The sequence below is a fragment of the Acinetobacter sp. YH12251 genome (assembly GCF_013417465.1).
Lineage (GTDB): Bacteria > Pseudomonadota > Gammaproteobacteria > Pseudomonadales > Moraxellaceae > Acinetobacter > Acinetobacter amyesii.
Window position 1 is genome coordinate 42,908 of record NZ_VPDZ01000002.1, and the last position, 21,824, is coordinate 64,731.

The window sequence follows — 21,824 nt, forward strand, 5'->3', positions numbered from 1 at the left end:
CCCTGATTCATTCAGGGCTTTTTTCATAAAATAAAAAGTGAATAAAAATTATAATTCAATGGGATTGGAATCAACATGGAACAAATAAACGAAGAAATAAAAGAAGAAATATTAGAGCAACTTTTTCATAAAGCTTTACATGAACCTGCGTATCGACCCGAATTTTTAGCTCAATTATTAGCGGCCAATGTGTATTGTGTGGGAACAACAGGGGGACGTGATTCACGTATTGCCGAAGCTTTGATCTTGGATGAAGACGACAGTGTTCAATTAAAATCATGGGAAGATGAAACTTATGATTGCGTCATCCCGTTTTTTACGTCCTTGGAAAAAATGCGGTTGGCAATATCTGAAGTGGAGTCGTATATCCGGCTACCAACCAAGGCATTATTTGAAATGACCTTGGGAGCAAGGCTTATATTGAATCCACAATCACCAGATGCAACGAAGGACTTTGTACCAGAAGAAATTCAACATTTGCTGGACAGGCAGTATATTCAGCCCTCAGAAAACTATGAAGTTACGGAAGATACGGAAGTTTTAATTGGTCAGCCAGCGGAATATCCGCAGTTTATGATTGATCAATTAAGCATTTTTTTCGGCACAGAGCGTGTGGTAAAAGCTGCCTATTTGGCGCAAATGCTGAATGAAGCTCGAGATGATTCACCAACTTTGCTGATCGGACTAGATTTAAAAGCAAGGTTATCTGAACAACAAATTCAAGATTTACACAGTAAAATTGGTCGTATCACACAGGATAGTTTAAAAGAGCAATGCCCAGTGGATTTAATCCATGTCAATCCACACAGTGTGGATGGTGTAGAAGGGTATTTGCTTAATGAAACGCAAGCTTTTTACCAACGTGTTGATGGTAAGCCTAAGGGGTTCTTTGCTAGACTCTTTTCATAAAACAGATATGTAAGATCGCTTTAGTGAACGTACCGCAACGCTAAAGCACATGTTGAAATGGGAGAAGACAGATGACGATGGATCAGAGTCAACTACTGACTATGTGGTTGAAGGAACGTGAAATTCAAAATCAGTCTAAACATACATTGCTAGCGTATGAGCGTGATGTCAGTGATTTTCTCCAATTTTGTACAATACGCAACTTGCCACTGCATGATGTTGAAAAGTCAGATCTGCGTGAATTTGTTGCTCATAAAGTGGAACAGTTTCAGCTCAGTCCAAGTAGTTTGCAGCGCATGTTATCTTCGATACGCCAATTTATGAAATGGGCAGAACAAGGAAATTATCTCAATTTTAATCCTGCAGATGATTTTCAGCTCAAACGCCAATCACGTCCTTTACCTGGATTGGTCGATATTGAAACCATTAAACAAATCATGGAACAGCCCGAGCCGGAAAGTGAAACTCAACGGCAACTTTGGATACGTGATAAAGCGATTTTGGAGTTGCTCTATTCAAGTGGCTTACGTTTGGCAGAAGTGCAGGGCTTAACCATTCGAGATATTGATTTTAATCGCCAACTGTTACGTATTACGGGTAAAGGGAATAAAACGCGCATTGTACCTTTCGGTTCTAAAGCCAAAGAGGCTGTGATGCATTGGTTGCAATTATATCCTGCATGGCATGGTGATTTTGTCCCAGAAGCCCAAGTTTTTATCACTCAAAAAGGTAATCCACTGGGGGTAAGACAAATAGAAAATCGAGTTAAATTTCAAGCTCGACGTGCAGGTGTAAATGTCGATTTACATCCGCATTTATTACGACATTGCTTCGCTAGCCATATGTTGTCCAATAGCGGTGACTTGCGTGCTGTACAAGAAATGTTGGGGCATAGTAATTTAACCACTACACAAATTTATACCCATGTGGATTTTGATCGATTGGCACAAGTTTATGATCAGGCCCATCCAAGGGCACAGCATAAAGATTCGTAACAATTGCAAAAACGACTTTGGTACTCAGTGGTCTAAATTTTGCTTAAATACACAGGCTAGATTTCACATTTTGTATCCTAAAATGGTCTACTTCATGAAAATTAAATAAGGATGTGAAAAAATATTGGTAAAATTGACCGACATTTTGAACTATTGTCGCATTATAAAAATTCAAATTATCGGGTATAAAAATTGTCCATTATTGAATTGACGTAAGTGCTGAAGTGAAATTCGCCATTTACTAAATTGCTGTACCGTTAAAAATATATAGGCCATACCATGATTTCAGATATTCAAGAAAAATATGACCAGTTAAATGGTCAGCAAAAAGAAATTTTTGTAGGATACGGCTTACGCCAAATCAAACACTTTGTTGAAATCAGTTTACCTGAAGTAGAAGCTGTATTGCCTGAAGGTGCGCAGCTACAAGGGATTAATGCCGATGGAAAAGTTCAGGCGTTTAATGCGGCGACGGGACAATACTTTATTTGGATTTCGGATAAACAATGGCAGCTTACCAATAAAGCAACTGCTAAATTTGACAGTAAAGAAGATGCCCTCACCATTTGGCGTATTTTTGATTTGGCAAAGTATGAACTTATTGACCTAAGCCACATCCATCGTGACTTTTTGGAAAATCAGCCAGCCTAAACCATTGGTCAAATAAACAACTCAAGGGCTATTTTCATTGGATTTGGATGTTTAGCCCTTATATCACTCGCTCCATGACATGTTGAGATGCTTGTGAGCAGAGCGTTAGAGTGTTAATCTTCTTTGCATAGCTTAGTTGCTTAAACAAAAATTTCTAAATGCCAATCCGTTTTGCTGCTTAGTAATTCAATTCGTTTAATTTTGATAGCGAGAGCCTGTCAATCCAATCAATGGTTTTCCTACTTGAGCAATTGAGCTCAAAGACCTCCTAGATATTTCCCATTTAATTGCTGCAAATGTGCCGCAAATTATTATTTTTCTTTAATTAAAATATAAGTAAATACCGCATAGCTAGGTTTTGCATTCGAGGCTGTGAAGGTAATCCGTCACTACATTGCCAAGCTTGTAGTATCAGCCTCGTCGTTTCTGATGCTTGAGTTGTTCCTTGGCAGATTAATTGTGTGGTTATAAATCTTCTAACGGTAACTGGAAGCTTTGTTTAATGATTTGGCTAGGTAAATCAGTCTTTACACTGGTGATGCCATTTTTCTTGGTTAAGTGAGTAGACTGAAATTTACGGTAACTTTCTAGGTCAGGCACCACTACTTTGAGCATTGCATCGCACTCACCCAAAATAATGTAGCACTCCATGACTTGAGGAAGTTCTTTCATCGCTTCGATAAAAGTATCGATGGTTTCAGCATCTTGCCCAGTCAACCAAATACGAGAGAATAAAATCAATTGAAAGCCAATCTTTTGTGGATCGACCACGGTGGTATAATTCTGAATCACACCTGCTTCTTCGAGTAATTTGACCCGACGTAAACAAGAAGAAGGCGAGAGTCCAATTTCCTTGGCTAAGTCATTATTTTGCATGCGGCCATTATTTTGAAGTGCGCGAATGATATTTTTATCAATACGATCTAGTTTAACTAGAATTGACTTAGAAGATGTCTTCATAAAATAGAATATAATTCTAAAAATAATATCTATTATAGAATATTTGATATCCTATTTTAAAGCGATTCAAACATACTAATTTTACTTTCAGGACATAGAAAGGGAAAATTGAAATGTCTGTATTTGCTTTGTTTGCCTTAACGGTAATTCCCCTTATTTTCACACCAGGACCCGATATGCTTTTTATCCTGTCACAAGTGATGGGTAAGGATGCAAAAGCAGGCATGATGGCAACAGTAGGTGTGTGTTCAGGTTATTTGGTTCACTCGATTTTGGTGGCATTGGGTATTGCTGCGATTATCGTGTCATTTCCACTACTCTTTGAAACAATCCGCTGGTTGGGGATTGCTTATCTTTTATATTTGGCAACGCATTTGCTGCGTTCAGTATTTAGCAGTAAAAAATTAAGTATTGAGAAAAAGTCAGCGTCCAACCCGATTAAAAAAGGCTTTTTTACGGCTTTACTGAACCCGAAAGGAATGTTGATATATTTTGCAATTTTGCCGCAATTTATCGATAAATCAGCGAATACTGTGAGCCAAGGTTTGATTTTGTCCTTCATTTTTGTTGGGCTGATTTTTGTGGTGTATTGTAGTTTAAGTGTGGTCTTTGCACGTATTACACAAAAAACTCAAATTGATGAACGCAAACAAAAGTGGATCGATGGTACATCAGGTGGTTTATTGGCTCTTGCTGCGACGTGGCTAATTGCCAATTAAAACAGCAAATGTAAATAGAAATAAATGCTTTAACTAAAACCTTCGTGAAAGCGGAGGTTTTTTTAGATGTGCTGAATATCGACACATATTAAGAATAAGAAAGAGAGAAAAACACGCCAATTAGCTTCGGAAAAGTGAAATTAGCGCTAAATTCATTATGCTTCTATCTTAAATGACAAGTTTAGATATGTTGCCGAATGTGTAGAGGGAAAGCTCTATTTCAGAAAGATTGATCGAAAATTGATATTAAATCAGATCTTTTGATGAGCTAAATCAAGTAAAAAAATAATAAAAATCAATGCTTAAAAAATAACTGAATAATGCGTTTTTTTGGATAACTGAACCATTCTCTAAAAAATGTGAACGATAAGTTCAAGGAAATTACGCTTTTTTACAGGTCTTTCGATAATTGTGACTTGACCGAAATGCCGTACACATTGCAAGATAGGGCACCTAAAAAATTTAAAGTGAAGAGTTAATATAACTTTTCTCAACATTTACATTTGCTAAAACAGCCGAGGATTACATGAAGGCTCTTGTTGCTGTAAAACGTGTGGTTGATGCCAACGTTAAAGTTCGCGTTAAGCCGGACAACAGTGGTGTTGACTTAACGAACGTTAAAATGTCAATTAACCCGTTCTGTGAAATCGCAGTGGAAGAAGCGGTTCGTTTAAAAGAAAAAGGAACTGTTTCAGAAATCGTTGTTGTTTCTATTGGTCCTAAAGAAGCTCAAGAACAAATCCGTTCTTCTATGGCGCTTGGTGCAGACCGCGGTATCCTTGTTGAAGCTGACGACAGCCAGTTAGGTGCACTTGAAGTTGCAAAAATCCTAAAAGGTGTTGTAGACGCTGAACAACCTCAATTGATCCTTCTTGGTAAACAAGCAATTGATGACGACTCTAACCAAGTTGGTCAGATGCTTGGCGCGCTTTTAGGTGCTGGCCAAGGTACTTTCGCTTCTGAAGTGAAAGTTGAAGGCGATAAAGTACAAGTGACTCGTGAAATCGATGGTGGTTTACAAACTGTTGAACTTGCACTTCCAGCAATTATTACAACTGACTTACGTTTGAATGAGCCACGTTATGCTGCTCTTCCAAACATTATGAAAGCGCGTAAAAAGCCGCTTGATACTAAGTCACCTGCTGATTATGGCGTTTCACCTGCAACTAAGCTTAAAACTGTTAAAGTTGAAGCTCCTGCAGAACGTAAAGCGGGCGTACAAGTGAAGTCTGTAGACGAGCTTGTAGATAAATTGAAAAACGAAGCGAAAGTGATCTAATACAGAAGGATAAAAATCATGAGTATTTTAGTTATCGCTGAGCACGACAACAAAGCACTAAATGGTGCAACTCTTAACGTTGTTGCTGCAGCGCAAAAAATCGGTGGTGATATCACTGTATTAGTAGCTGGTTCAGGCGCTCAAGCAGTTGCAGACCAAGCAGCTAAAGTTGCGGGTGTAAGCAAAGTATTACTTGCTGACGATGCTGCTTATGCAAACCAATTGGCTGAAAACGTTGCTAAATTAGTTGCTTCTATCGGTGCGGGTTACACTCACATCCTTGCTGCTTCTACGACAACGGGCAAAAACGTACTTCCACGTGCTGCTGCGCTACTTGACGTAAGCATGATCACTGACATCATTGCTGTTGAAGGTCCTAAAACTTTCAAACGTCCAATCTATGCAGGCAACGCGATTGCAACTGTAGAGTCTGGCGAGTCTGTTGTAGTTGCGACTGTTCGTGGTACTGCATTTGATGCTGTTGCAAGCGAAGGCGGCTCTGCTGCAGTTGAAGCTGTTGCATCTACTGGTGATGCTGGTATTTCTAAGTTCGTTTCTGAAGAAATCGTGAAATCTGAACGTCCAGAATTAACAGCTGCGCGTATAGTTGTTTCAGGCGGTCGTGGTGTTGGTTCAGGTGAAAACTATCACACTGTACTTGATCCATTAGCGGACAAGCTTGGTGCTGCGCAAGGCGCATCTCGTGCTGCTGTTGATGCTGGTTTCGTACCAAACGATATGCAAGTGGGTCAAACAGGTAAAATCGTTGCTCCTGACTTGTACATCGCTGTAGGTATCTCTGGTGCGATTCAGCACTTGGCAGGTATGAAAGAATCTAAAGTGATCGTTGCGATCAACAAAGACGAAGAAGCGCCAATTAACTCAGTAGCTGATTACTGGTTAGTAGGTGATTTGAACACTGTAGTTCCAGAATTAGTATCTAAAATCTAATTTCTGAACGCAGTTCAAAACGCTCCTAAGCTTATGGTTTAGGGGCGTTTTTTTTGTGTGGAATGAATGCCGTTGTAGATATTCTTGATCATGCTTAATGGGATGAGGGATTCTTAATTTAGTACTTCAAAATTCATCCGAGGTATTTTCTTATTATCAGTCTTAGATACGACTGTAGCATAAGCTAAACGTATGTTGAAACTTAAATGGTAAGTAAGCAGGCGCAATCGCTTGGTAATAGGATGGAGATTAATAAATTATAAAAAATACAAAGATTTAAAATAAAATAATAAAAATTTATCCTTCAAGTTTGAATCTTAAACTTAAAGCAAGCTTAAAGGATTGTATATTTTGTGTTAACATTGCTTTTTTATTGAAGTTGCCTTTAGGCGGAGTCTCCCTTTGAAATTTGATTTTCAGTTACCAATCAGTGTATTGGTGCTGATGATCTGCTGTTTACTTTTTCCTGTTTTACAAAGTATCTCTTTTCCTTTATTTGTGGAATGACTGTTACAGCAGTTGAATCGGTCCAAGCATTGTTATTGCTGTTTTTTGCGATTTATACTTTTTTCTATATTCGACCACTTGAAATGCAAGATGGAAAGAAACAATTTTGGTTGTGGGCTGTTGCATGGTGGTTGTTGCTATTTGGTCGTAGTATTAGTTGGGGGCGTGACTATTTTCCTGATGTGCCTAAACCGTATTTTCGTTTAATTTCGGTATTCATGATTGCACCTGTCGTCTTTATGCTGTTTTCGCCGTATTTACGCCAAGAAATTGCTCGTAAGCTAAAAACCTTGGCTTTACCAATTTGGCCATTGGGCTTGGTGATATTGGGCTTACTTATTTCTGATGCAGTTGAGCATAGTCGAAGTCTTAGTTTTTTATTTTTATACGATTTGGCTTATAAAGATTTCATCGAAGAAGTTTATGAGTTTTCGCTTATTTTTGGTTTGTTTTTAACAGCATACCCATGGATGCAGCAGGATCATGTGCCTCAGGAATTAGAGGTTATGCAATATCATAAAGAGTGATTTTTATCACATTTATGCGTCTAAATTTGAAGCTTCAAAAAGAATTTTTTTGAACAATAAACAACCTCTATTCGTAGAGGTTTTTTTCACAGCAAATAAAATCAAAATGCTTAAAATAAATACAAAAAATCATGGTTCTAGTGCAAGATGATTGGCACAAAAATCAGGGTTTTTATGCTATACTGTCCGACTTGATTTTTGATATTGGTTCAGTGTTTTTTGAACTAATTTTTACAGATTTACGATATATAAATGCGGGCAGAATTCTGCTTGTATAACAAGGAGTATGCATGAGCGTATCGGAAATTAGACCGATTGCCATTGAGGATGAACTGAAGAGCTCATATCTCGATTATGCAATGAGCGTGATTGTGTCACGTGCGTTGCCAGATGTCCGAGATGGTCTCAAACCTGTTCACCGTCGTGTGCTTTTTGCAATGCACGAATTGGGCAATGACTACAACAAAGCTTACAAAAAGTCTGCCCGTGTAGTCGGTGACGTCATCGGTAAATATCACCCACATGGTGACTTAGCTGTATACGAAACTATTGTTCGTATGGCTCAAGATTTCAGCTTACGCTATCAATTGGTTGATGGTCAGGGTAACTTCGGTTCTGTCGATGGTGACAGTGCAGCAGCAATGCGTTATACCGAAGTTCGTATGCGTAAATTGACCCACGAACTTTTAGCGGATCTTGAGAAAGATACCGTAGAGTGGGAAGACAACTACGACGGTTCTGAGCGTATTCCACAAGTCATGCCAACACGTGTGCCTAACTTGTTGATTAACGGTGTAGCTGGTATTGCTGTAGGTATGGCAACCAATATGGCTCCGCATAACATGACAGAAGTCATTAATGCATGTCTTGCTTATGCCAACGATCCGCACATCAGCATTGAAGGGTTAATGGAACATATTTCTGGTCCAGACTTCCCTACAGGCGGTATCATTTACGGTAAATCAGGCATTGTCGATGCGTACCGTACTGGTAAAGGCCGTTTGCACATCCGTGGTAAATATCACATTGAAGAAGACCAAAAATCGGGCCGTAGCACGATTGTCTTCACTGAAATTCCTTATCAAGTTAACAAAGCAAAAACCATTGAACGTATTGCTGAGTTGGTCAAAGAGAAAAAACTTGAAGGTATTTCTGAACTTCGTGATGAATCAGATAAAGAAGGGATGCGTATTGCAATTGACTTGAAGCGTGGTGAAAACGCTGAAGTGATTGTAAATAACTTATTCCAAAATACCCAATTAGAAAATTCATTCAGCATTAACATGGTCTGCCTCGATAATGGTCAGCCTAAGTTAATGAACTTGAAAGATATTATTGCAGCGTTTATCCGTCACCGTCAGGAAGTGGTTACACGCCGTACCATGTTCGAATTGCGTAAAGCACGTGAACGTGGACATATCTTAGAAGGTTTGACGGTTGCTCTGGCAAATATCGATGCGATCATTGAAACCATCAAAACATCTGCAAATCCAAGCGAAGCGCGCGAACGTTTACAAGCGGGCGAGTGGGCAGGCGGTGGTGTCGTTGCATTGCTTGAAAAAGCGGGTGCGGTATCTGTCCGTCCAGATGAAATTGAAGGCGAAGATCCATCACGTCCATTTGGTTTAACAGGTGATATTTATCGTCTGTCTCCAACCCAAGTAGGTGCGATCTTAGAACTTCGTTTACATCGCTTAACTGGTCTAGAACAAGACAAGTTACAAGCTGAATATACAGAAATTCTTGGTCAAATTGCTGAATACACGGCAATTTTGAACGATTTCAACTTGTTGATGAACGTGATTAAAGAAGAATTGGCTTTAATCCTTCAACAATATGGCGATGCACGTCGTACCGATATCGTGGAATCACGTATCGACTTCTCTCGTGAAGATTTAATCCCTGAAGAGCAAATGGTACTAACTGTTTCTAAATCAGGCTATGCAAAAACTCAACCATTGTCAGACTACGCTGCACAGCGTCGTGGTGGACGTGGTAAGTCTGCAACTTCAATGAAAGAAGACGATTACATCCAGCATTTGATCGTGACTTCAAACCACGCAACAGTGCTTTGCTTTACCAATGTGGGTAAAGTTTATCGTTTGAAAGTGTATGAAGTACCTCAAGCATCTCGTGGTGCGAAAGGTCGTCCGATGGTGAACTTATTGCCATTAGATGAAAACGAAACCATCACCGCTATTTTACCTGTGGTTGATGCGCCGAAGAAATTTAAAGAACGTTTGGCTGACTTTAAAGCATTTGTAAAAGCTAATAGTGCACAGCTACAAACCAATGAAGTGATTAATAGTCATTTTGCTGGCTTAGAAGCTGCGCTTGCTGAGACTGAAGACGGTGCAGATGACTTGTCTGATGCATTACGTGTTCAATTGAAACAGTTGGGCTTAGAGCTTTCTACCACTGATCTTGATGATGAGATCATCAATGACTTCGCACAACAAGCTGAAGCGGTTCGTAAAAACTTCTATGTATTCATGGCGACTGAATACGGTACGATTAAACGTGTTGAACTAGAACAATTCTCGAATGTTCGTTCTAACGGTCTACGTGCGATTGAACTCAATGGTGATGACACCTTAATTGGTGTTGCCATTACCGACGGCGAACAACAAATCATGTTGTTCTCAAACGAAGGTAAAGCCATTCGTTTTGCAGAAACTGACGTGCGTTCAATGGGTCGTTCTGCCAAAGGTGTTCGTGGTATGCGCGTGACCATTGGTGCAGCAGCTCAAGCTGAAGACGCTGAGGATGCGGATGTCGAGTCGGATGATGACGATACATCTGATTCAGCTCTCATTAGCCGTATAGTGTCATTGGTGGTTGTTCCGGAAACTGGTGAAGTACTTTGTGCTTCAGCCAATGGTTATGGTAAACGTACACCAGTAGATGACTTCCCAACCAAGAAACGTGGCGGTAAAGGTGTTATTGCAATTAAAACATCTGAACGTAACGGTGAACTTGTTGGTGCGGTAGCGATTGATGCGTCTAAAGAGCTAATGTTAATTTCAGATGGCGGTACGCTGGTTCGTACACGTGCGTCTGAAGTGGCACAAACAGGTCGTAATGCTCAAGGTGTTCGTTTGATCCGTTTAGGTGAAAGCGAAATTTTAGTCGGTGTTGTGGCGATCGAAGCAGTTGAAGAAGACGAAACTTTTGAAGAAGTGGAAGCAATCGAAACTGAGCAACTTGTAGATGACTCAACGATTATTGATCAAAATGACAATGAATCAGATCTCAATGAGCCTGAAGAAGACTAATTGAAGATTGAGAAAAGAGGGCGCTACGGCGTCCTTTTTTATAGACAGATAATTTTAGATTGATGAGTACAATATGAAATTAAAATATTTTGCAATGGCTTCACTTATTGGGCTTGGCGGCTGTGACCAAATTGGCCAAAAAGCATTAAATGCAATACCAGACCCAAGTGTTGAACAGACTGAAGTTGCCCAAGCTGCCTATGATCAATTACGTGAAGGCAATTTTGAAAAGTTGTATACCTACTTTGAACCAGAACTCAAAGCGAAGTTTGAACAGAATGAAAAAGAGCTGCGTAAATTTGCACGAGGTATTCCGAAACAAGATTACTCACGCAAAAATATAGTGGCTAAGCACATTGAAAAATCGACTGAAAAACTGTCTTTATATACGGTCACTTATGAGTACGGTTATACCAATAAAAACCTTGTACAGTATGATGTAAGTTTTGATAAACCCGCAGGAAGTAACAAAATTCGAGATTTTAATATTTCAGTTTTTGGCGAAAAAAATAAATAAAGTTTGGAAAAATAAAACAAAGCTGTAAAAAAGGACGCCGAAGCGTCCTTTTTTATGACATAAAATTAAGCGACATCTTTTAGATTAGCGGCATAATTTTTTTGTTTTTCAGTATCAAATTGGCCTTCCCATTTACTGATCACCAGTACTGCAAGCGCGTTACCAATCACATTCAGTACAGTACGTGCCATATCTAAAATACGGTCAATACCTGCAATGAATGCCAGACCTTCGAGAGGAATACCGACACTGCCGAGAGTCGCTAGCAAGACCACGAAAGAAACGCCAGGTACACCTGCAATCCCTTTAGAGGTAATCATCAAGGTCAGTACTAGAATCACTTGTTGGGTGATTGTCAGATCAATCCCGTAAAGCTGAGCAATAAAGATAGCTGCAATACTTTGATATAGGGTCGAACCATCGAGGTTAAATGAATAGCCAATTGGAATCACGAAACTGGTAATCGGTTTCGGAGCACCGTAAGCTTCCATTTTTTCCATAATACGGGGTAGGACAGTTTCAGAACTTGCAGTTGAATACGCGAGAATCAATTCATCTTTTAAGATCTTGATAATGGCCCAAACACTGAAGCCACAGAACTTGGCAACGGCACCTAATACTATGAAAATAAAGAAGAAGATTGCACCATAAACTAAAACTGCGAGCTTAAGCAGTGGCACAAGTGAGCTGAAGCCGAAATTCGCAACAGTCGCTGCAATCAAGCCGAATACCCCAATAGGTGCAAACATCATGATCATGTGCGTAACTTTAAACATCGTTTCAGAAACAGCGGTCAACACTTTAATTAAAGGTTGTTTTACTTCCTGATCAAGCGCACCTAAACCTACACCAAACATCACAGAGAAAAAGATGATTGGGAGCATTTGACCACTCGTCAAAGCTGCAAAAAAGTTAGATGGAATAAGTGAAAGTATCGTTTGAATCAAACCATGAGAATGTTCACTGACTTCATGTGTTGTTTCTTGATACTTTGAAATATCGACTTGCGTCAATGCAGACATATCAATGCCGGCACCAGGTTGGAATACGTTGGCTGCAACTAAACCGACTAAAATAGCAACGGTGGTAATGATTTCAAAATAAATAATTGTTTTGAAACCAAGTTTACCTAAGTTACTACCGTGACTTGTATTGGCAATACCTAAAATAAGCATCGACACAACAAGCGGAATAACGATCATCTTAATGAGGTTAATAAAAATTGAGCCCAAAGGCGTCAAAAAGTTATTAACTAAAGCATCACGATATTCAGGAGAATAGTGTAGGAAAGCACCAACAAGTATACCTAGAATGAGAGCAATCACGATTTGCCAGGCAAGGCTCACCTTAATCTTTTTCATACATCAGCTTTTATGTCAGATTTGGGAGAAAAAAGCCCACAGTCATCCACGAACAAATGTTGCAGACAGACTGAATCCGCCATGACAAAAAGTTCTGAATAATTTGGGAGATAAATACGATAATATTTTGCAGTTTATATGAGAATACAGCCAACGATTTTGATCAAAACCAAACTGTTTGATCGATAAATTATCATTTTTAGTTGTATAAGCGATTTGATTATTAAGTTTAATTTATAGAACGAATAAAATTGAGTTATTAATAAACGCTTCACAAAATCTCTGATTTGCCTAGAAAGATCGAAAAACTAATTGTGAGCCTGTATTTTTCATTTTTATATAGAAGTTTGCTTTATACTTGTGAGGCAGATAAATCAGTGAAAATTCTATAAATCACACAGATTATCCGAAATAAATTTTAACTTTATATATTTTAATAATAACCAGAGGGCTTGTACGGTGTTGAAAAAATTAGTCGTCATCATCGCTTTAATCTTACCTATAACGGCTTGTGAAAAAATTGGCGATTTCTTGATTGCAAAATTCGAATCAAGCCTTCCAAGTGAGACAAGCTCACAGCGTACCAAGTCAGAAAAATTATTCGCAGCACTACACCAACCCCATCAAGACAGCTTTTTGGCATTGGTTGAAGAAAATGTTCGTGATGCGATGCTAGCAGATCCAGAGCTGTTTTCACGTATGAAAAAGCTGATTCCTGCAGGTCAACCTAGCGCTGAAGCGGAAGTGATTCAGCGAATGGCAAATACTCGGCTGGGAGAAGGTAAGACCACAACAATTGTGTATAAATATGATTATCCGCAAAAAGAACTGTATATGAGTGTGGTCTTTGCAGGTCATGATGGAGACGATAAAGTGAAAGGATTCTGGCTTGAAAACGCTGCAGAAAAAGAATCAGATGATTTGGTTACTGAGATCACCTCAGATGCAGATGATTTTAATATTCAAGTGGATGAAGCATCGACTGTGACGCCAACAGCATACAGTTAATAGGTGGCAGAAAGCATTAAAATTTGAGACATGCTAAGAAGCAAAGCGTTCGAGTCTATGATGAATAGGTTTGAACGCATTTCGCTTGAGACCAGACATGTCTTACAGCACAAACAGTTTTATCTTTTGGCAAACTTTAAACGCCAGACAGCAAGACATAAAAAAATCAGTCCAATACTTGTGAGGTAAAGCAGTTTTGGGATGACGATTACTGTAGGCACACCCATCTGATTGAGTTGAAGGAACAGTTGTATGCCTTGGGTTGATGGCAACACCTGAGCAAGTATTTGCATCCATTCAGGCATAGCTGCATGCGGCCATGCCGTTCCCGAAAGTAGAAATAGCGGAATAGAACTAAAAACGATGACATGTCCTGCACGTTCTGGCAGGTCAAGAAAAGTGGCGAGATAGAGGGTCATTGCAATAATACAACTGAGGAAGATGGGTACAGCAATGAACATACCCCAAAAATTTCCACCTCGTGGATAATCATTCAGCCAAAAAGTAAAACCAAATAAATAGAAGCACCCTAAAGTCCCGATAGTCAAAATACACAAGAAGATGCCAGCTAATTGTGAATAGCTCGGACGCCAAGTGGTGTTTTGTCGATAGGTCGCAATCAGCATGGATAGACCCAATAAAATCGTCTGATGAATAATTAAGGGAGCAACCGCTGGGAAAATATAGCTGCCATAGCCTGAAAGTGGATTAAATAATGGAATCTTATGGATAGACAAAGCCGGGCTAAAATCTGATATGTTCTGGAATTTTTCTGCATATTCGACGAGGGCATTTTCCATAGAACCGGCTAAACCTAAGCCAATTTTTTGAGTCTTTAGAAAATTTGCAGCACTGAGATATAAACCAATTCCACCGGTTTCACCACGGCGAATGCTATTTGAAAGATTACTCGGCAGCAGTAAAATCCCGTCAGCTTGCTGACTTCGGAGCATATTTTCAGCTTCAGAAAAATTACCAGTCACAGCTCGAATTTCTACATTAGGACTATTGGCTACAGCACCAATAATCGTATTGGTGAGTATGCTTTGTTCCTCATCTACCACAATGATGGGGAGCGATTCTGCGTGTTCCGCTTGATAAGCAATGGGATAAAAAAAACTATAAAGAAAAACAGAAAGCACCAAAGTGGTAAAAATCGAACTGTGCTTCACAATATCTTTAAAGGTTTGAAGATAGTATCTGAGCAAAGCTGTTATAAATAACACGATTTTATTCATATGATTTGCTCCTTCAGTACTTTCCGTAAAAAGAAGCTGGCAAGAACCAAATAGAACAGACAGTAAATGATCAGGGTGACAAGCGGTGTGATTGAAATAGAGATTGGGCTACCAATGACCCATTGTTCTGTTTGTAATTTGGCATAAGGCGTATAGGGAATAATATTGGCCCAGAACTTTGTAAACATTGGCGCATTATTCAGCGGCAATGTTACCCCTGCAAAACTCAGTGATGAGCCCCCATATACCGCTATAAAACCAAAGGACTTGGTGAGATCACGTGTCGCCAAAACTACAGTAGAGCTGATAAAGGCATAGGCAGTATAAAAAAACAATTGCCCGAGCAAAATGAGCAATAATGAACCCTGAACAAACCACCCTCGAAACACGATTAGCCACAACATCCACGCCCATGTCCAAGCGGTAAAAATGAAAACATAACTGAGATTTTTAGCGATTAAAGCTTGAAAGACAGAAGTCGGTTTCACCCATTGATTTACAGTGCCATATTTGATTTCTTGACCGACTGAAAATGCGACGCAGCAACAGAGTAATAAATGCAGAATCGCAGGAATCATATAAGGCTCTAAATAGAACTCATAATTTAAACCCGGATTGTATAAGGGTGAAATTTTGACATTGGGCGTCGGTGCATCAAGGTAGGGAATGGTATTTTCTAAATACTGATGACCACTAAAATCGGCCATGGCTTGCAATGTACTTAGCAGCATGGCTGATGAAATACTATTGCCGACACTAAAATAGCTTTGGTTATAGGCAATGCTGATTTCTGCATCTTTTGCTTGAACCAGTCGTTGCTCTGCACCAGCAGGAATATGAATATAGCCCCAAATTTGAGTCTGATTTAAAAGCTTTTCAGCATCATCCATACTGGGTGTAATGGTGGCTACTTTTAAGGTATGGTTCAGCTGCGCAAAATGAGTAATGTTACGGCTTAAACTGCTGTGATCTTGGTCTATGATCGCAATGGGTAAATGATCTGGTTTGCCTTGAGCAAACATATTGGTAAAGAGCAAAATCACAAGGGCAGGGGCAAGTGTGACCATACACAAGTCCCATTTATGCTGCATCAAATAGCGAAACTCACGCAGAATGCCCCTAAACATTATTTACGCTCTTCAATTTTAAACAAAACGCTCATACCCACTTTTAAGTCAGCAATCGGCTGAGCGGGTTTCAGTTGGACTTTAAAACTACGAATGTCATAGCCGCCTGTTTGTCGCGTGGTTTTAATCGTTGCAAATTCACCTTCGGCTTCGATGTGATCAATTTTAAAATCGGCAGATTTGTTTAGCGCCGGTATAAATCCTTGCATGGTCTTGAGTTGATACACTTGAGCATACTGGTCTTCACGGACATTTAAGCTAATCCATAAGCTATCATCTTGAATCAGGCTTACAACGGGCACACCCATCGCAACTAATTCTGAAACTTTGCCATAGGTTTTTGAAATGGTGCCATTGGACGGTGCAAATAACTTTGTTTCAGCCTCAAGTGCATTGGCTTCAGCTAACGCCGCTTGCGCAATCTTGACTTGGGCATCTGCCGAGCTTTGTTGTTGTGGTGTACTACCACGTTTTGCACGTGCATATTGTTGATAAGACGCTTCTGTCATTTGTGCAGCAGACACTGCGGCAGCTTGCATTTCATCACGGCGTTGTCGTGAAATGACACCTTCTTTATAGAGGTTTTGACCACGTTGGTAGGTGGTTTGCGCCAATTGTTGCTGTGCTTTTACACTTTGCCAATTGGCATATAAACTATCAATATTTTCTTGTTGAGAGCCACGTTCAGCTGTGGATTGCAGTGCTTGCGCAGATTGGAGTGCAGCTAAAGCCTGTTGTTTCTTTGCATCGACTTCGGGGCTGGTTAAACGAACCAGTGCTTGACCTGCTTGTACTTTTTCACCGTCATGCACATATATTTCTTCGATACGACTGGGTACTTTGGTACTAATGTGGATGGTTTCAGCCTCAACTCGACCTTGTAATTCAACCTGCTTGGGCTGATAACTTTTCCATAGACCAAATGCGATCAATGCCAAAAGCAGAACTAAGACAATGCCAATCACGAGCTTGATCAAAGCAGATTTATTGCGACTTTGCACTGAGCTTTTTTTCGTCTCTGCATCAGTATTGGTATTCACTTTCTTTGGAGTATCCTCAGCAGTATTTGCTGTAGACGAAACGTTTGAACTCGAGACATTGGATTGGGATGTTTCAGCATTCGCAGAGGCATCTTCTTGGTGATCAGTTAGTTCCTGATTCATATGGTTTCCCCTCGGCTAAACTTAGCGAATATAGTCGGTGTGTGATTGATTGATATAGCTTTGGAACTGGTCAATGCTCCCGTGACTTTGTAGCAATGTTGCAAGTGACATCACGTATTTATAAGCATTGAGCGCCATTTCACTTTGTAGCCCGTTCAATGCATTTTGTGCATCAATGACTTGTGTGGCCGTACCCATATCTTCTTTAAATGAAAGCTGTTGAATTCTTAAATTTTCTTGAGCAGCTTTTAGGTTTTGCTGCAACAACAGGTGACTTTGTTGAGCGCTGGTGACTTCATTAAATGAGCTATAAATCAGGCTTTCAATTTCTTGTTTGGTACGCTCAGTCATTAACTCAGATGCATAGCGTTGAAGTTCAGCAGCTTGTACGGATTTGTTTTTATCAATACCTGAAAATAAGTTGTAGCGAGCGGCAACACCAACGATCCAGTTTTGTTTATCGTCGAGACTATATTCGCCAAATGCAAAGACGTTGGGTTTTTTTGCTGCGCTTTGGGCTTTCACATTGGCACCGGCCAATTGACTGTCCAATTGCATTTTACGCACCAAACTAGACTTATCCTGATAACTTTTTAGTAAGGCGGTTATATTTTGATTGTGTTGCTGATTGATAAATAATGGCGTTGAAAGATCAGTAATTTGGCTGCTTTGCATTAAGTTGTTTAACTTAAATAAGCTAGAGCGGAGATTCGCTTCAGTATTTTGAAAAGTTCTGAGCGCATTATTCTTCGCCACTTCAAATTGCATACGCTGGCCTTTGCTAATGAAACCCTGTTGTTCCATTTTGAGTGCATTGGCATAGTGTTGTTGCATCGCATTTAAATTGAAGCGGCTGCTTTCGACTAATTTTTTTTGTAATTGAGCATTGAAGTAGGCTTGGATTAATTCAAAACGTTGCACATCTTGTTGTTGTTCACTGCTTATCGCGCTGCGTTTGGCTTGGATATTGGCAATTTCCTTGGCGCTAGACGTTAACCCACCGGTATACAGCGGCATCATTACGGAAACGGTAGGGCGGATCACTTGATCATCTAAGACCACTTGGGAAGAATCTGGAATTAATCCGACACCATCACGGATTGGCTGTTGCAGACTGTCTTTTAATGGGTCTGCCAAATCACTCGGTAAGCTTTCATCAATTTTATTATTAATGCCATTACTCAGCGTTTGTTCTAGGTTGTTTTTTAAGGCACCGAGAGGAATATCGAGTTCATTATGAAAGGCATAGGCACGGACGTTTAAATCAACACGAGGTAAACCGAGTCCTTTCATGGCCTGAGCTTGAAGTTCGGCAGATCGTTGTAGCGCTTGGTTGGCCTGAGTGCTGTACGAGCTGCTGAGTAGACTTTGTTCTGCTTGGCTATAACTGATACTTTGCGCAAATACTGTCGGGCTAAAAAAGCCACTGAAACAACCAAGGCCAAGCAGCAATCCTAAACGAAATGTATGTTTAATTTTTATAGAATAATCTGTTCGAGGTAGAGGCATAAAAACACACTCACAGCTAGGATGGGTTCATTATAGTCATTGTGATGAAGTTGGGTAAATTCACTAAGTTGTTGTATTGTTTCATATACATATGTAAATAAATTTTATCTTTGTAGCGCACATCATTTTTCTCACATCAAGACCTTAAATTAGCATCAATTCAAGGGATAAAAAATATCAGTAAATCTAATAATTTGAATTAAGAAGAATTAATTTTGATCTTTATTGAAATTTTGACTTTAAATGTCAGACAGCATTGGAATATTTTCAGCTTTAACTACTGCAAGCACGCGTCAGATATGGTTAAATGCCATCATTTTATTGTGTTTCACTTTGAAAGGAAAACTCATGCGCGCGTACAACTTCTGTGCTGGTCCTGCTGCATTACCCACTGCCGTTTTAGAAAAAGCTCAAGCTGAAATGCTTGACTGGCAAGGCAAAGGCCTTTCGATCATGGAAATGAGCCACCGTAGTAAAGACTATGTCGCTGTGGCAGAGAAAGCAGAAGCTGATCTTCGTAAGCTGATGAATATTCCAGACAACTATAAAGTGTTATTCCTTCAAGGTGGCGCATCACTGCAATTCTCTGCGATCCCATTAAACCTATTGGGTAAAAACAGCAAAGCAGACTATATCCACACTGGTATTTGGTCTGAAAAAGCGTTGAAAGAAGCACAGCGTTATGGCGACATTAATGTCGTTGAAGCGGGTACCACCATTGACGGTAAACTTGCGATTACTGATCAAAGCACTTGGAACTTATCTGATGATGCAGCTTATGTGCATTATGCAGATAATGAAACCATTGGAGGTGTTCAGTTTGCCAACATTCCTGAAACAGACAAGCCATTGGTTGCCGATTTTTCATCAAGCATTTTATCTGCACCATTAGACGTCTCTAAGTTCGGTTTAATCTATGCAGGCGCTCAGAAAAATATTGGTCCGGCTGGTTTAACTTTAGTGATTATTCGTGATGATTTATTGGATCAAGCGAAAGCAGATATTCCAAGTATCTTGAAATATTCAGCTCAAGCGAAAAATGGTTCAATGGTGAATACACCATCAACTTATGCATGGTACTTATCTGGCCTCGTTTTTGAATGGTTACTTGAGCAGGGCGGTGTAGACGCAATTTATAAAGCGAATATGGCAAAAGCTGAATTGCTTTATGGTTATATCGATTCAAGCGATTTTTATGCAAATCCAATTGCAAAAGAATTCCGTTCAATCATGAATGTACCATTTACTTTGGCAAATCCAGAATTGGAAAAACAATTCTTAAAAGAAGCTGAAGAAAACCACTTGCTTAATTTAGCCGGTCACCGTTCAGTGGGTGGTATGCGTGCAAGTATTTATAATGCTGTTCCGCTAGAAGGCGTTCAAGCACTGGTTAACTTTATGGATGACTTTGCAAAACGCAACGCATAATCCTAAAGACATAAAAAAACCGGCAAATGCCGGTTTTTTTATTGAATAGATTAAAAAATAAAAGTATGTAAAACGTATGCACAAATCAGCATACCTAACATAAAAAATAAGCAGGACATTGGCTCGATTTGATATCGAGATTCCATGTGATGGTCAACTTGCGATAAGTTTTCTTCTTGCACGACTTTCATAGATATTCTTTCCGATCTATTTATCGTTAATTACTATTTCTTAAACGCATTTTTAACATAATTATTTGATTAAATAAAGTACTATCTGCCGTAAACTTACTAAACTATTTAGTTTATTTAAAAATAAGCAACTGAATTGATAAATTTAGTTTCATAAATTTCCTATCTTATTTATTTATTTTAGATTTTTATATTTTATCCTTTGCAGATGGATTTATTTAGCAGCATTATTTTGAATTTAATATTGTGGATAAGTTATTTTAATTTGAATTTAAAAATAGAATATATTGACTGGTTTATGGATAAGAAATATTCAATCATTTAAATATTCAGCGAATACACATGATTAGCGAGAAATAAAAAAACCGCACTGAGGCGGCTTTTTTTATGTGAAATTGGTTTTTTCAATTTAAATTAGGCTGATTTTGCGTAAATATTGGCTTGTATCCACAGGTTGCCACGAATATATTGCCCAACATTGAAATTTTTATGCGCCGGATTTCGTGTTGCAACACGAACAATCACCGCTTCTTGGTTTTCTTCGTGGATTAAGGTCACATCATACAGCGTATAGTCTTGCTCTTTAAATTGCATGGCGGTTTTGCCAACTATATGCCCTTGGAACCATGCTTCATCTTCTTGTCCAAGATTTTCACCATATAGGTATGCAACCATTTTAGAAAAATCGACTGTGACTGGTGCTTTGTCATCTTCAGACTTCGGTTGCCACGCTTTAATCTGTTCGTGTAAGTCTGCAGGGGCAATACCATTATTTGCTGCCAAGATATCATTTAAAGCACGATGATGTTTAATCGATGCGGGATCATCGACGACCAATTGTTCATGTTCTGCGACAGCTTCGAGTTCATAGGCCCAAGCATTTAGTTGCACACTGTAGGTTGCATCTTTTTCATATTGGTCGTGATTGACGCTATATAAACAATCAAAAGCATACACACTGGTATTTGCGCCTAAGTCGAGGCAAAGCACAGCTTGTGTATTGGATTTACAGGTAATAATACGTTCAATGGTGGCTTTGGTTTTATATGGGCTATCAAAACTTGGAAATGCAGTTTTAACCGCTTTAGGTTTATTATTTTCTACCGCAATCACTTGGCACAGTTGAATCGACGCTTGAGATGGACCTTGAATCAGCCATGTACTTTGATCCATATCAGATTCTTGTGCGCATAAGCCCATCGGCATAATGGGTGCATCCAATGCCTGACCCAGCCAAACTGGTACATCCGTTGTCGGGTTGCCTGTAAGCAAATTCCAATGTTCAACATGACTACCAAAAGTTTGATCTTCAATAGTGATAATTTCAGGGCTATTTTGTTTTTTCATATGCACAATTGATATTGGGTTGGTTTCATAATTAATAAATCGAGGGTTATTTGAAATTTTCAAGTCACCGACGTCATATTTATCATGAAATCATGCATAAAAAATGTTTTCAGTAGGATTTAAATGTAAAAGCATTGGAAAATAAGCCCAAGTTGGACTCAT

18 protein-coding genes are annotated in these 21,824 nt (G+C 39.3%); 11 read left to right on the top strand and 7 right to left on the bottom strand.

Annotated features, from left to right (window positions below):
• Positions 1–75: 75 nt before the first annotated feature.
• The 3 genes from FTV27_RS00840 to FTV27_RS00850 all read left to right on the top strand — a co-directional run bounded on the left by FTV27_RS00840 (position 76) and on the right by FTV27_RS00850 (position 2,555).
• Positions 76–909, top strand: a complete 834-nt coding sequence (locus FTV27_RS00840) for an enhanced serine sensitivity protein SseB C-terminal domain-containing protein (RefSeq protein WP_180076782.1) — start codon at positions 76–78, stop codon at positions 907–909.
• A 71-nt stretch (positions 910–980) separates the two neighbouring features.
• Positions 981–1,904: a tyrosine recombinase XerC gene (locus FTV27_RS00845; RefSeq protein WP_180076783.1), complete on the top strand. Its 924-nt coding sequence runs from the start codon at positions 981–983 to the stop codon at positions 1,902–1,904.
• Positions 1,905–2,183: 279 nt separating this feature from the next.
• Positions 2,184–2,555 carry a hypothetical protein gene (locus tag FTV27_RS00850; RefSeq protein WP_218948490.1) on the top strand — a complete coding sequence of 124 codons (372 nt, stop codon included), beginning with the start codon at positions 2,184–2,186 and terminating at the stop codon, positions 2,553–2,555.
• A gap of 465 nt (positions 2,556–3,020) precedes the next feature.
• On the opposite strand, the gene FTV27_RS00855 is transcribed toward FTV27_RS00850, so the two are convergent.
• Positions 3,021–3,515: an Lrp/AsnC family transcriptional regulator gene (locus tag FTV27_RS00855; RefSeq protein WP_078190405.1), complete on the bottom strand. Its 495-nt coding sequence runs from the start codon at positions 3,513–3,515 to the stop codon at positions 3,021–3,023.
• 113 nt (positions 3,516–3,628) lie between these two features.
• On the opposite strand from FTV27_RS00855, the gene FTV27_RS00860 reads away from it, so the two are divergent.
• The 6 genes from FTV27_RS00860 to FTV27_RS00885 all read left to right on the top strand — a co-directional run bounded on the left by FTV27_RS00860 (position 3,629) and on the right by FTV27_RS00885 (position 11,290).
• Positions 3,629–4,234 (top strand): LysE family translocator, encoded by a 606-nt coding sequence (locus FTV27_RS00860; protein WP_180076784.1) that lies wholly within the window; start codon positions 3,629–3,631, stop codon positions 4,232–4,234.
• A 526-nt stretch (positions 4,235–4,760) separates the two neighbouring features.
• Complete coding sequence (locus FTV27_RS00865) at positions 4,761–5,513, top strand: electron transfer flavoprotein subunit beta/FixA family protein (protein WP_078192067.1); 753 nt, start codon at positions 4,761–4,763, stop codon at positions 5,511–5,513.
• A gap of 18 nt (positions 5,514–5,531) precedes the next feature.
• Positions 5,532–6,464 carry an FAD-binding protein gene (locus FTV27_RS00870; protein WP_111883923.1) on the top strand — a complete coding sequence of 311 codons (933 nt, stop codon included), beginning with the start codon at positions 5,532–5,534 and terminating at the stop codon, positions 6,462–6,464.
• Between the two features lie 503 nt (positions 6,465–6,967).
• Entirely contained in the window at positions 6,968–7,498 is a 531-nt protein-coding gene (locus FTV27_RS00875; RefSeq protein WP_257229950.1) for a hypothetical protein, read from the top strand.
• Positions 7,499–7,788: 290 nt separating this feature from the next.
• Positions 7,789–10,773 carry a DNA gyrase subunit A gene (gene gyrA, locus FTV27_RS00880; protein ID WP_180076785.1) on the top strand — a complete coding sequence of 995 codons (2,985 nt, stop codon included), beginning with the start codon at positions 7,789–7,791 and terminating at the stop codon, positions 10,771–10,773.
• A gap of 73 nt (positions 10,774–10,846) precedes the next feature.
• Complete coding sequence (locus FTV27_RS00885; RefSeq protein WP_180076786.1) at positions 10,847–11,290, top strand: DUF3887 domain-containing protein; 444 nt, start codon at positions 10,847–10,849, stop codon at positions 11,288–11,290.
• Positions 11,291–11,355: 65 nt separating this feature from the next.
• Here FTV27_RS00885 and gltP read toward each other — a convergent pair whose 3' ends face one another.
• The gene (gltP, locus tag FTV27_RS00890) at positions 11,356–12,651 is read right to left on the bottom strand and encodes a glutamate/aspartate:proton symporter GltP (protein WP_180076787.1); all 1,296 of its coding nucleotides are present in this window, start codon (positions 12,649–12,651) and stop codon (positions 11,356–11,358) included.
• A gap of 459 nt (positions 12,652–13,110) precedes the next feature.
• On the opposite strand from gltP, the gene FTV27_RS00895 reads away from it, so the two are divergent.
• Positions 13,111–13,659 carry a hypothetical protein gene (locus FTV27_RS00895; RefSeq protein WP_180076788.1) on the top strand — a complete coding sequence of 183 codons (549 nt, stop codon included), beginning with the start codon at positions 13,111–13,113 and terminating at the stop codon, positions 13,657–13,659.
• A 119-nt stretch (positions 13,660–13,778) separates the two neighbouring features.
• On the opposite strand, the gene FTV27_RS00900 is transcribed toward FTV27_RS00895, so the two are convergent.
• From FTV27_RS00900 to FTV27_RS00915, 4 genes are read right to left on the bottom strand one after another with little or no spacing between them, the layout of a single operon-like run.
• Positions 13,779–14,876, bottom strand: a complete 1,098-nt coding sequence (locus FTV27_RS00900) for an ABC transporter permease (RefSeq protein ID WP_180077045.1) — start codon at positions 14,874–14,876, stop codon at positions 13,779–13,781.
• Positions 14,877–14,893: 17 nt separating this feature from the next.
• Entirely contained in the window at positions 14,894–16,024 is a 1,131-nt protein-coding gene (locus FTV27_RS00905; RefSeq protein ID WP_180076789.1) for an ABC transporter permease, read from the bottom strand.
• The gene (locus tag FTV27_RS00910; protein WP_180076790.1) at positions 16,024–17,187 is read right to left on the bottom strand and encodes an HlyD family secretion protein; all 1,164 of its coding nucleotides are present in this window, start codon (positions 17,185–17,187) and stop codon (positions 16,024–16,026) included. The genes FTV27_RS00905 and FTV27_RS00910 overlap by 1 nt, the downstream gene beginning before the upstream one ends.
• Positions 17,188–17,208: 21 nt before the next feature.
• Positions 17,209–18,696, bottom strand: coding sequence for a TolC family protein (locus FTV27_RS00915; protein WP_180076791.1), 1,488 nt, complete (start codon positions 18,694–18,696; stop codon positions 17,209–17,211).
• A 348-nt stretch (positions 18,697–19,044) separates the two neighbouring features.
• On the opposite strand from FTV27_RS00915, the gene serC reads away from it, so the two are divergent.
• Positions 19,045–20,124: a 3-phosphoserine/phosphohydroxythreonine transaminase gene (gene serC, locus FTV27_RS00920; RefSeq protein ID WP_180076792.1), complete on the top strand. Its 1,080-nt coding sequence runs from the start codon at positions 19,045–19,047 to the stop codon at positions 20,122–20,124.
• A 605-nt stretch (positions 20,125–20,729) separates the two neighbouring features.
• Here the strand turns inward: serC and FTV27_RS00925 are convergent.
• Entirely contained in the window at positions 20,730–21,662 is a 933-nt protein-coding gene (locus FTV27_RS00925) for a hypothetical protein (protein ID WP_180076793.1), read from the bottom strand.
• Positions 21,663–21,824 lie beyond the last annotated feature (162 nt).

What these genes read in the sequence shown, in the direction of transcription:
- FTV27_RS00840 (WP_180076782.1), top strand. Translation starts at nt 76, where the DNA reads ATGGAACAAATAAACGAAGAAATAAAAGAAGAAATATTAGAGCAACTT.
- FTV27_RS00845 (WP_180076783.1), top strand. Translation starts at nt 981, where the DNA reads ATGACGATGGATCAGAGTCAACTACTGACTATGTGGTTGAAGGAACGT.
- FTV27_RS00850 (WP_218948490.1), top strand. Translation starts at nt 2,184, where the DNA reads ATGATTTCAGATATTCAAGAAAAATATGACCAGTTAAATGGTCAGCAA.
- FTV27_RS00855 (WP_078190405.1), bottom strand. Translation starts at nt 3,515, where the DNA reads ATGAAGACATCTTCTAAGTCAATTCTAGTTAAACTAGATCGTATTGAT.
- FTV27_RS00860 (WP_180076784.1), top strand. Translation starts at nt 3,629, where the DNA reads ATGTCTGTATTTGCTTTGTTTGCCTTAACGGTAATTCCCCTTATTTTC.
- FTV27_RS00865 (WP_078192067.1), top strand. Translation starts at nt 4,761, where the DNA reads ATGAAGGCTCTTGTTGCTGTAAAACGTGTGGTTGATGCCAACGTTAAA.
- FTV27_RS00870 (WP_111883923.1), top strand. Translation starts at nt 5,532, where the DNA reads ATGAGTATTTTAGTTATCGCTGAGCACGACAACAAAGCACTAAATGGT.
- FTV27_RS00875 (WP_257229950.1), top strand. Translation starts at nt 6,968, where the DNA reads ATGACTGTTACAGCAGTTGAATCGGTCCAAGCATTGTTATTGCTGTTT.
- gyrA (WP_180076785.1), top strand. Translation starts at nt 7,789, where the DNA reads ATGAGCGTATCGGAAATTAGACCGATTGCCATTGAGGATGAACTGAAG.
- FTV27_RS00885 (WP_180076786.1), top strand. Translation starts at nt 10,847, where the DNA reads ATGAAATTAAAATATTTTGCAATGGCTTCACTTATTGGGCTTGGCGGC.
- gltP (WP_180076787.1), bottom strand. Translation starts at nt 12,651, where the DNA reads ATGAAAAAGATTAAGGTGAGCCTTGCCTGGCAAATCGTGATTGCTCTC.
- FTV27_RS00905 (WP_180076789.1), bottom strand. Translation starts at nt 16,024, where the DNA reads ATGTTTAGGGGCATTCTGCGTGAGTTTCGCTATTTGATGCAGCATAAA.
- FTV27_RS00910 (WP_180076790.1), bottom strand. Translation starts at nt 17,187, where the DNA reads ATGAATCAGGAACTAACTGATCACCAAGAAGATGCCTCTGCGAATGCT.
- FTV27_RS00915 (WP_180076791.1), bottom strand. Translation starts at nt 18,696, where the DNA reads ATGCCTCTACCTCGAACAGATTATTCTATAAAAATTAAACATACATTT.
- serC (WP_180076792.1), top strand. Translation starts at nt 19,045, where the DNA reads ATGCGCGCGTACAACTTCTGTGCTGGTCCTGCTGCATTACCCACTGCC.
- FTV27_RS00925 (WP_180076793.1), bottom strand. Translation starts at nt 21,662, where the DNA reads ATGAAAAAACAAAATAGCCCTGAAATTATCACTATTGAAGATCAAACT.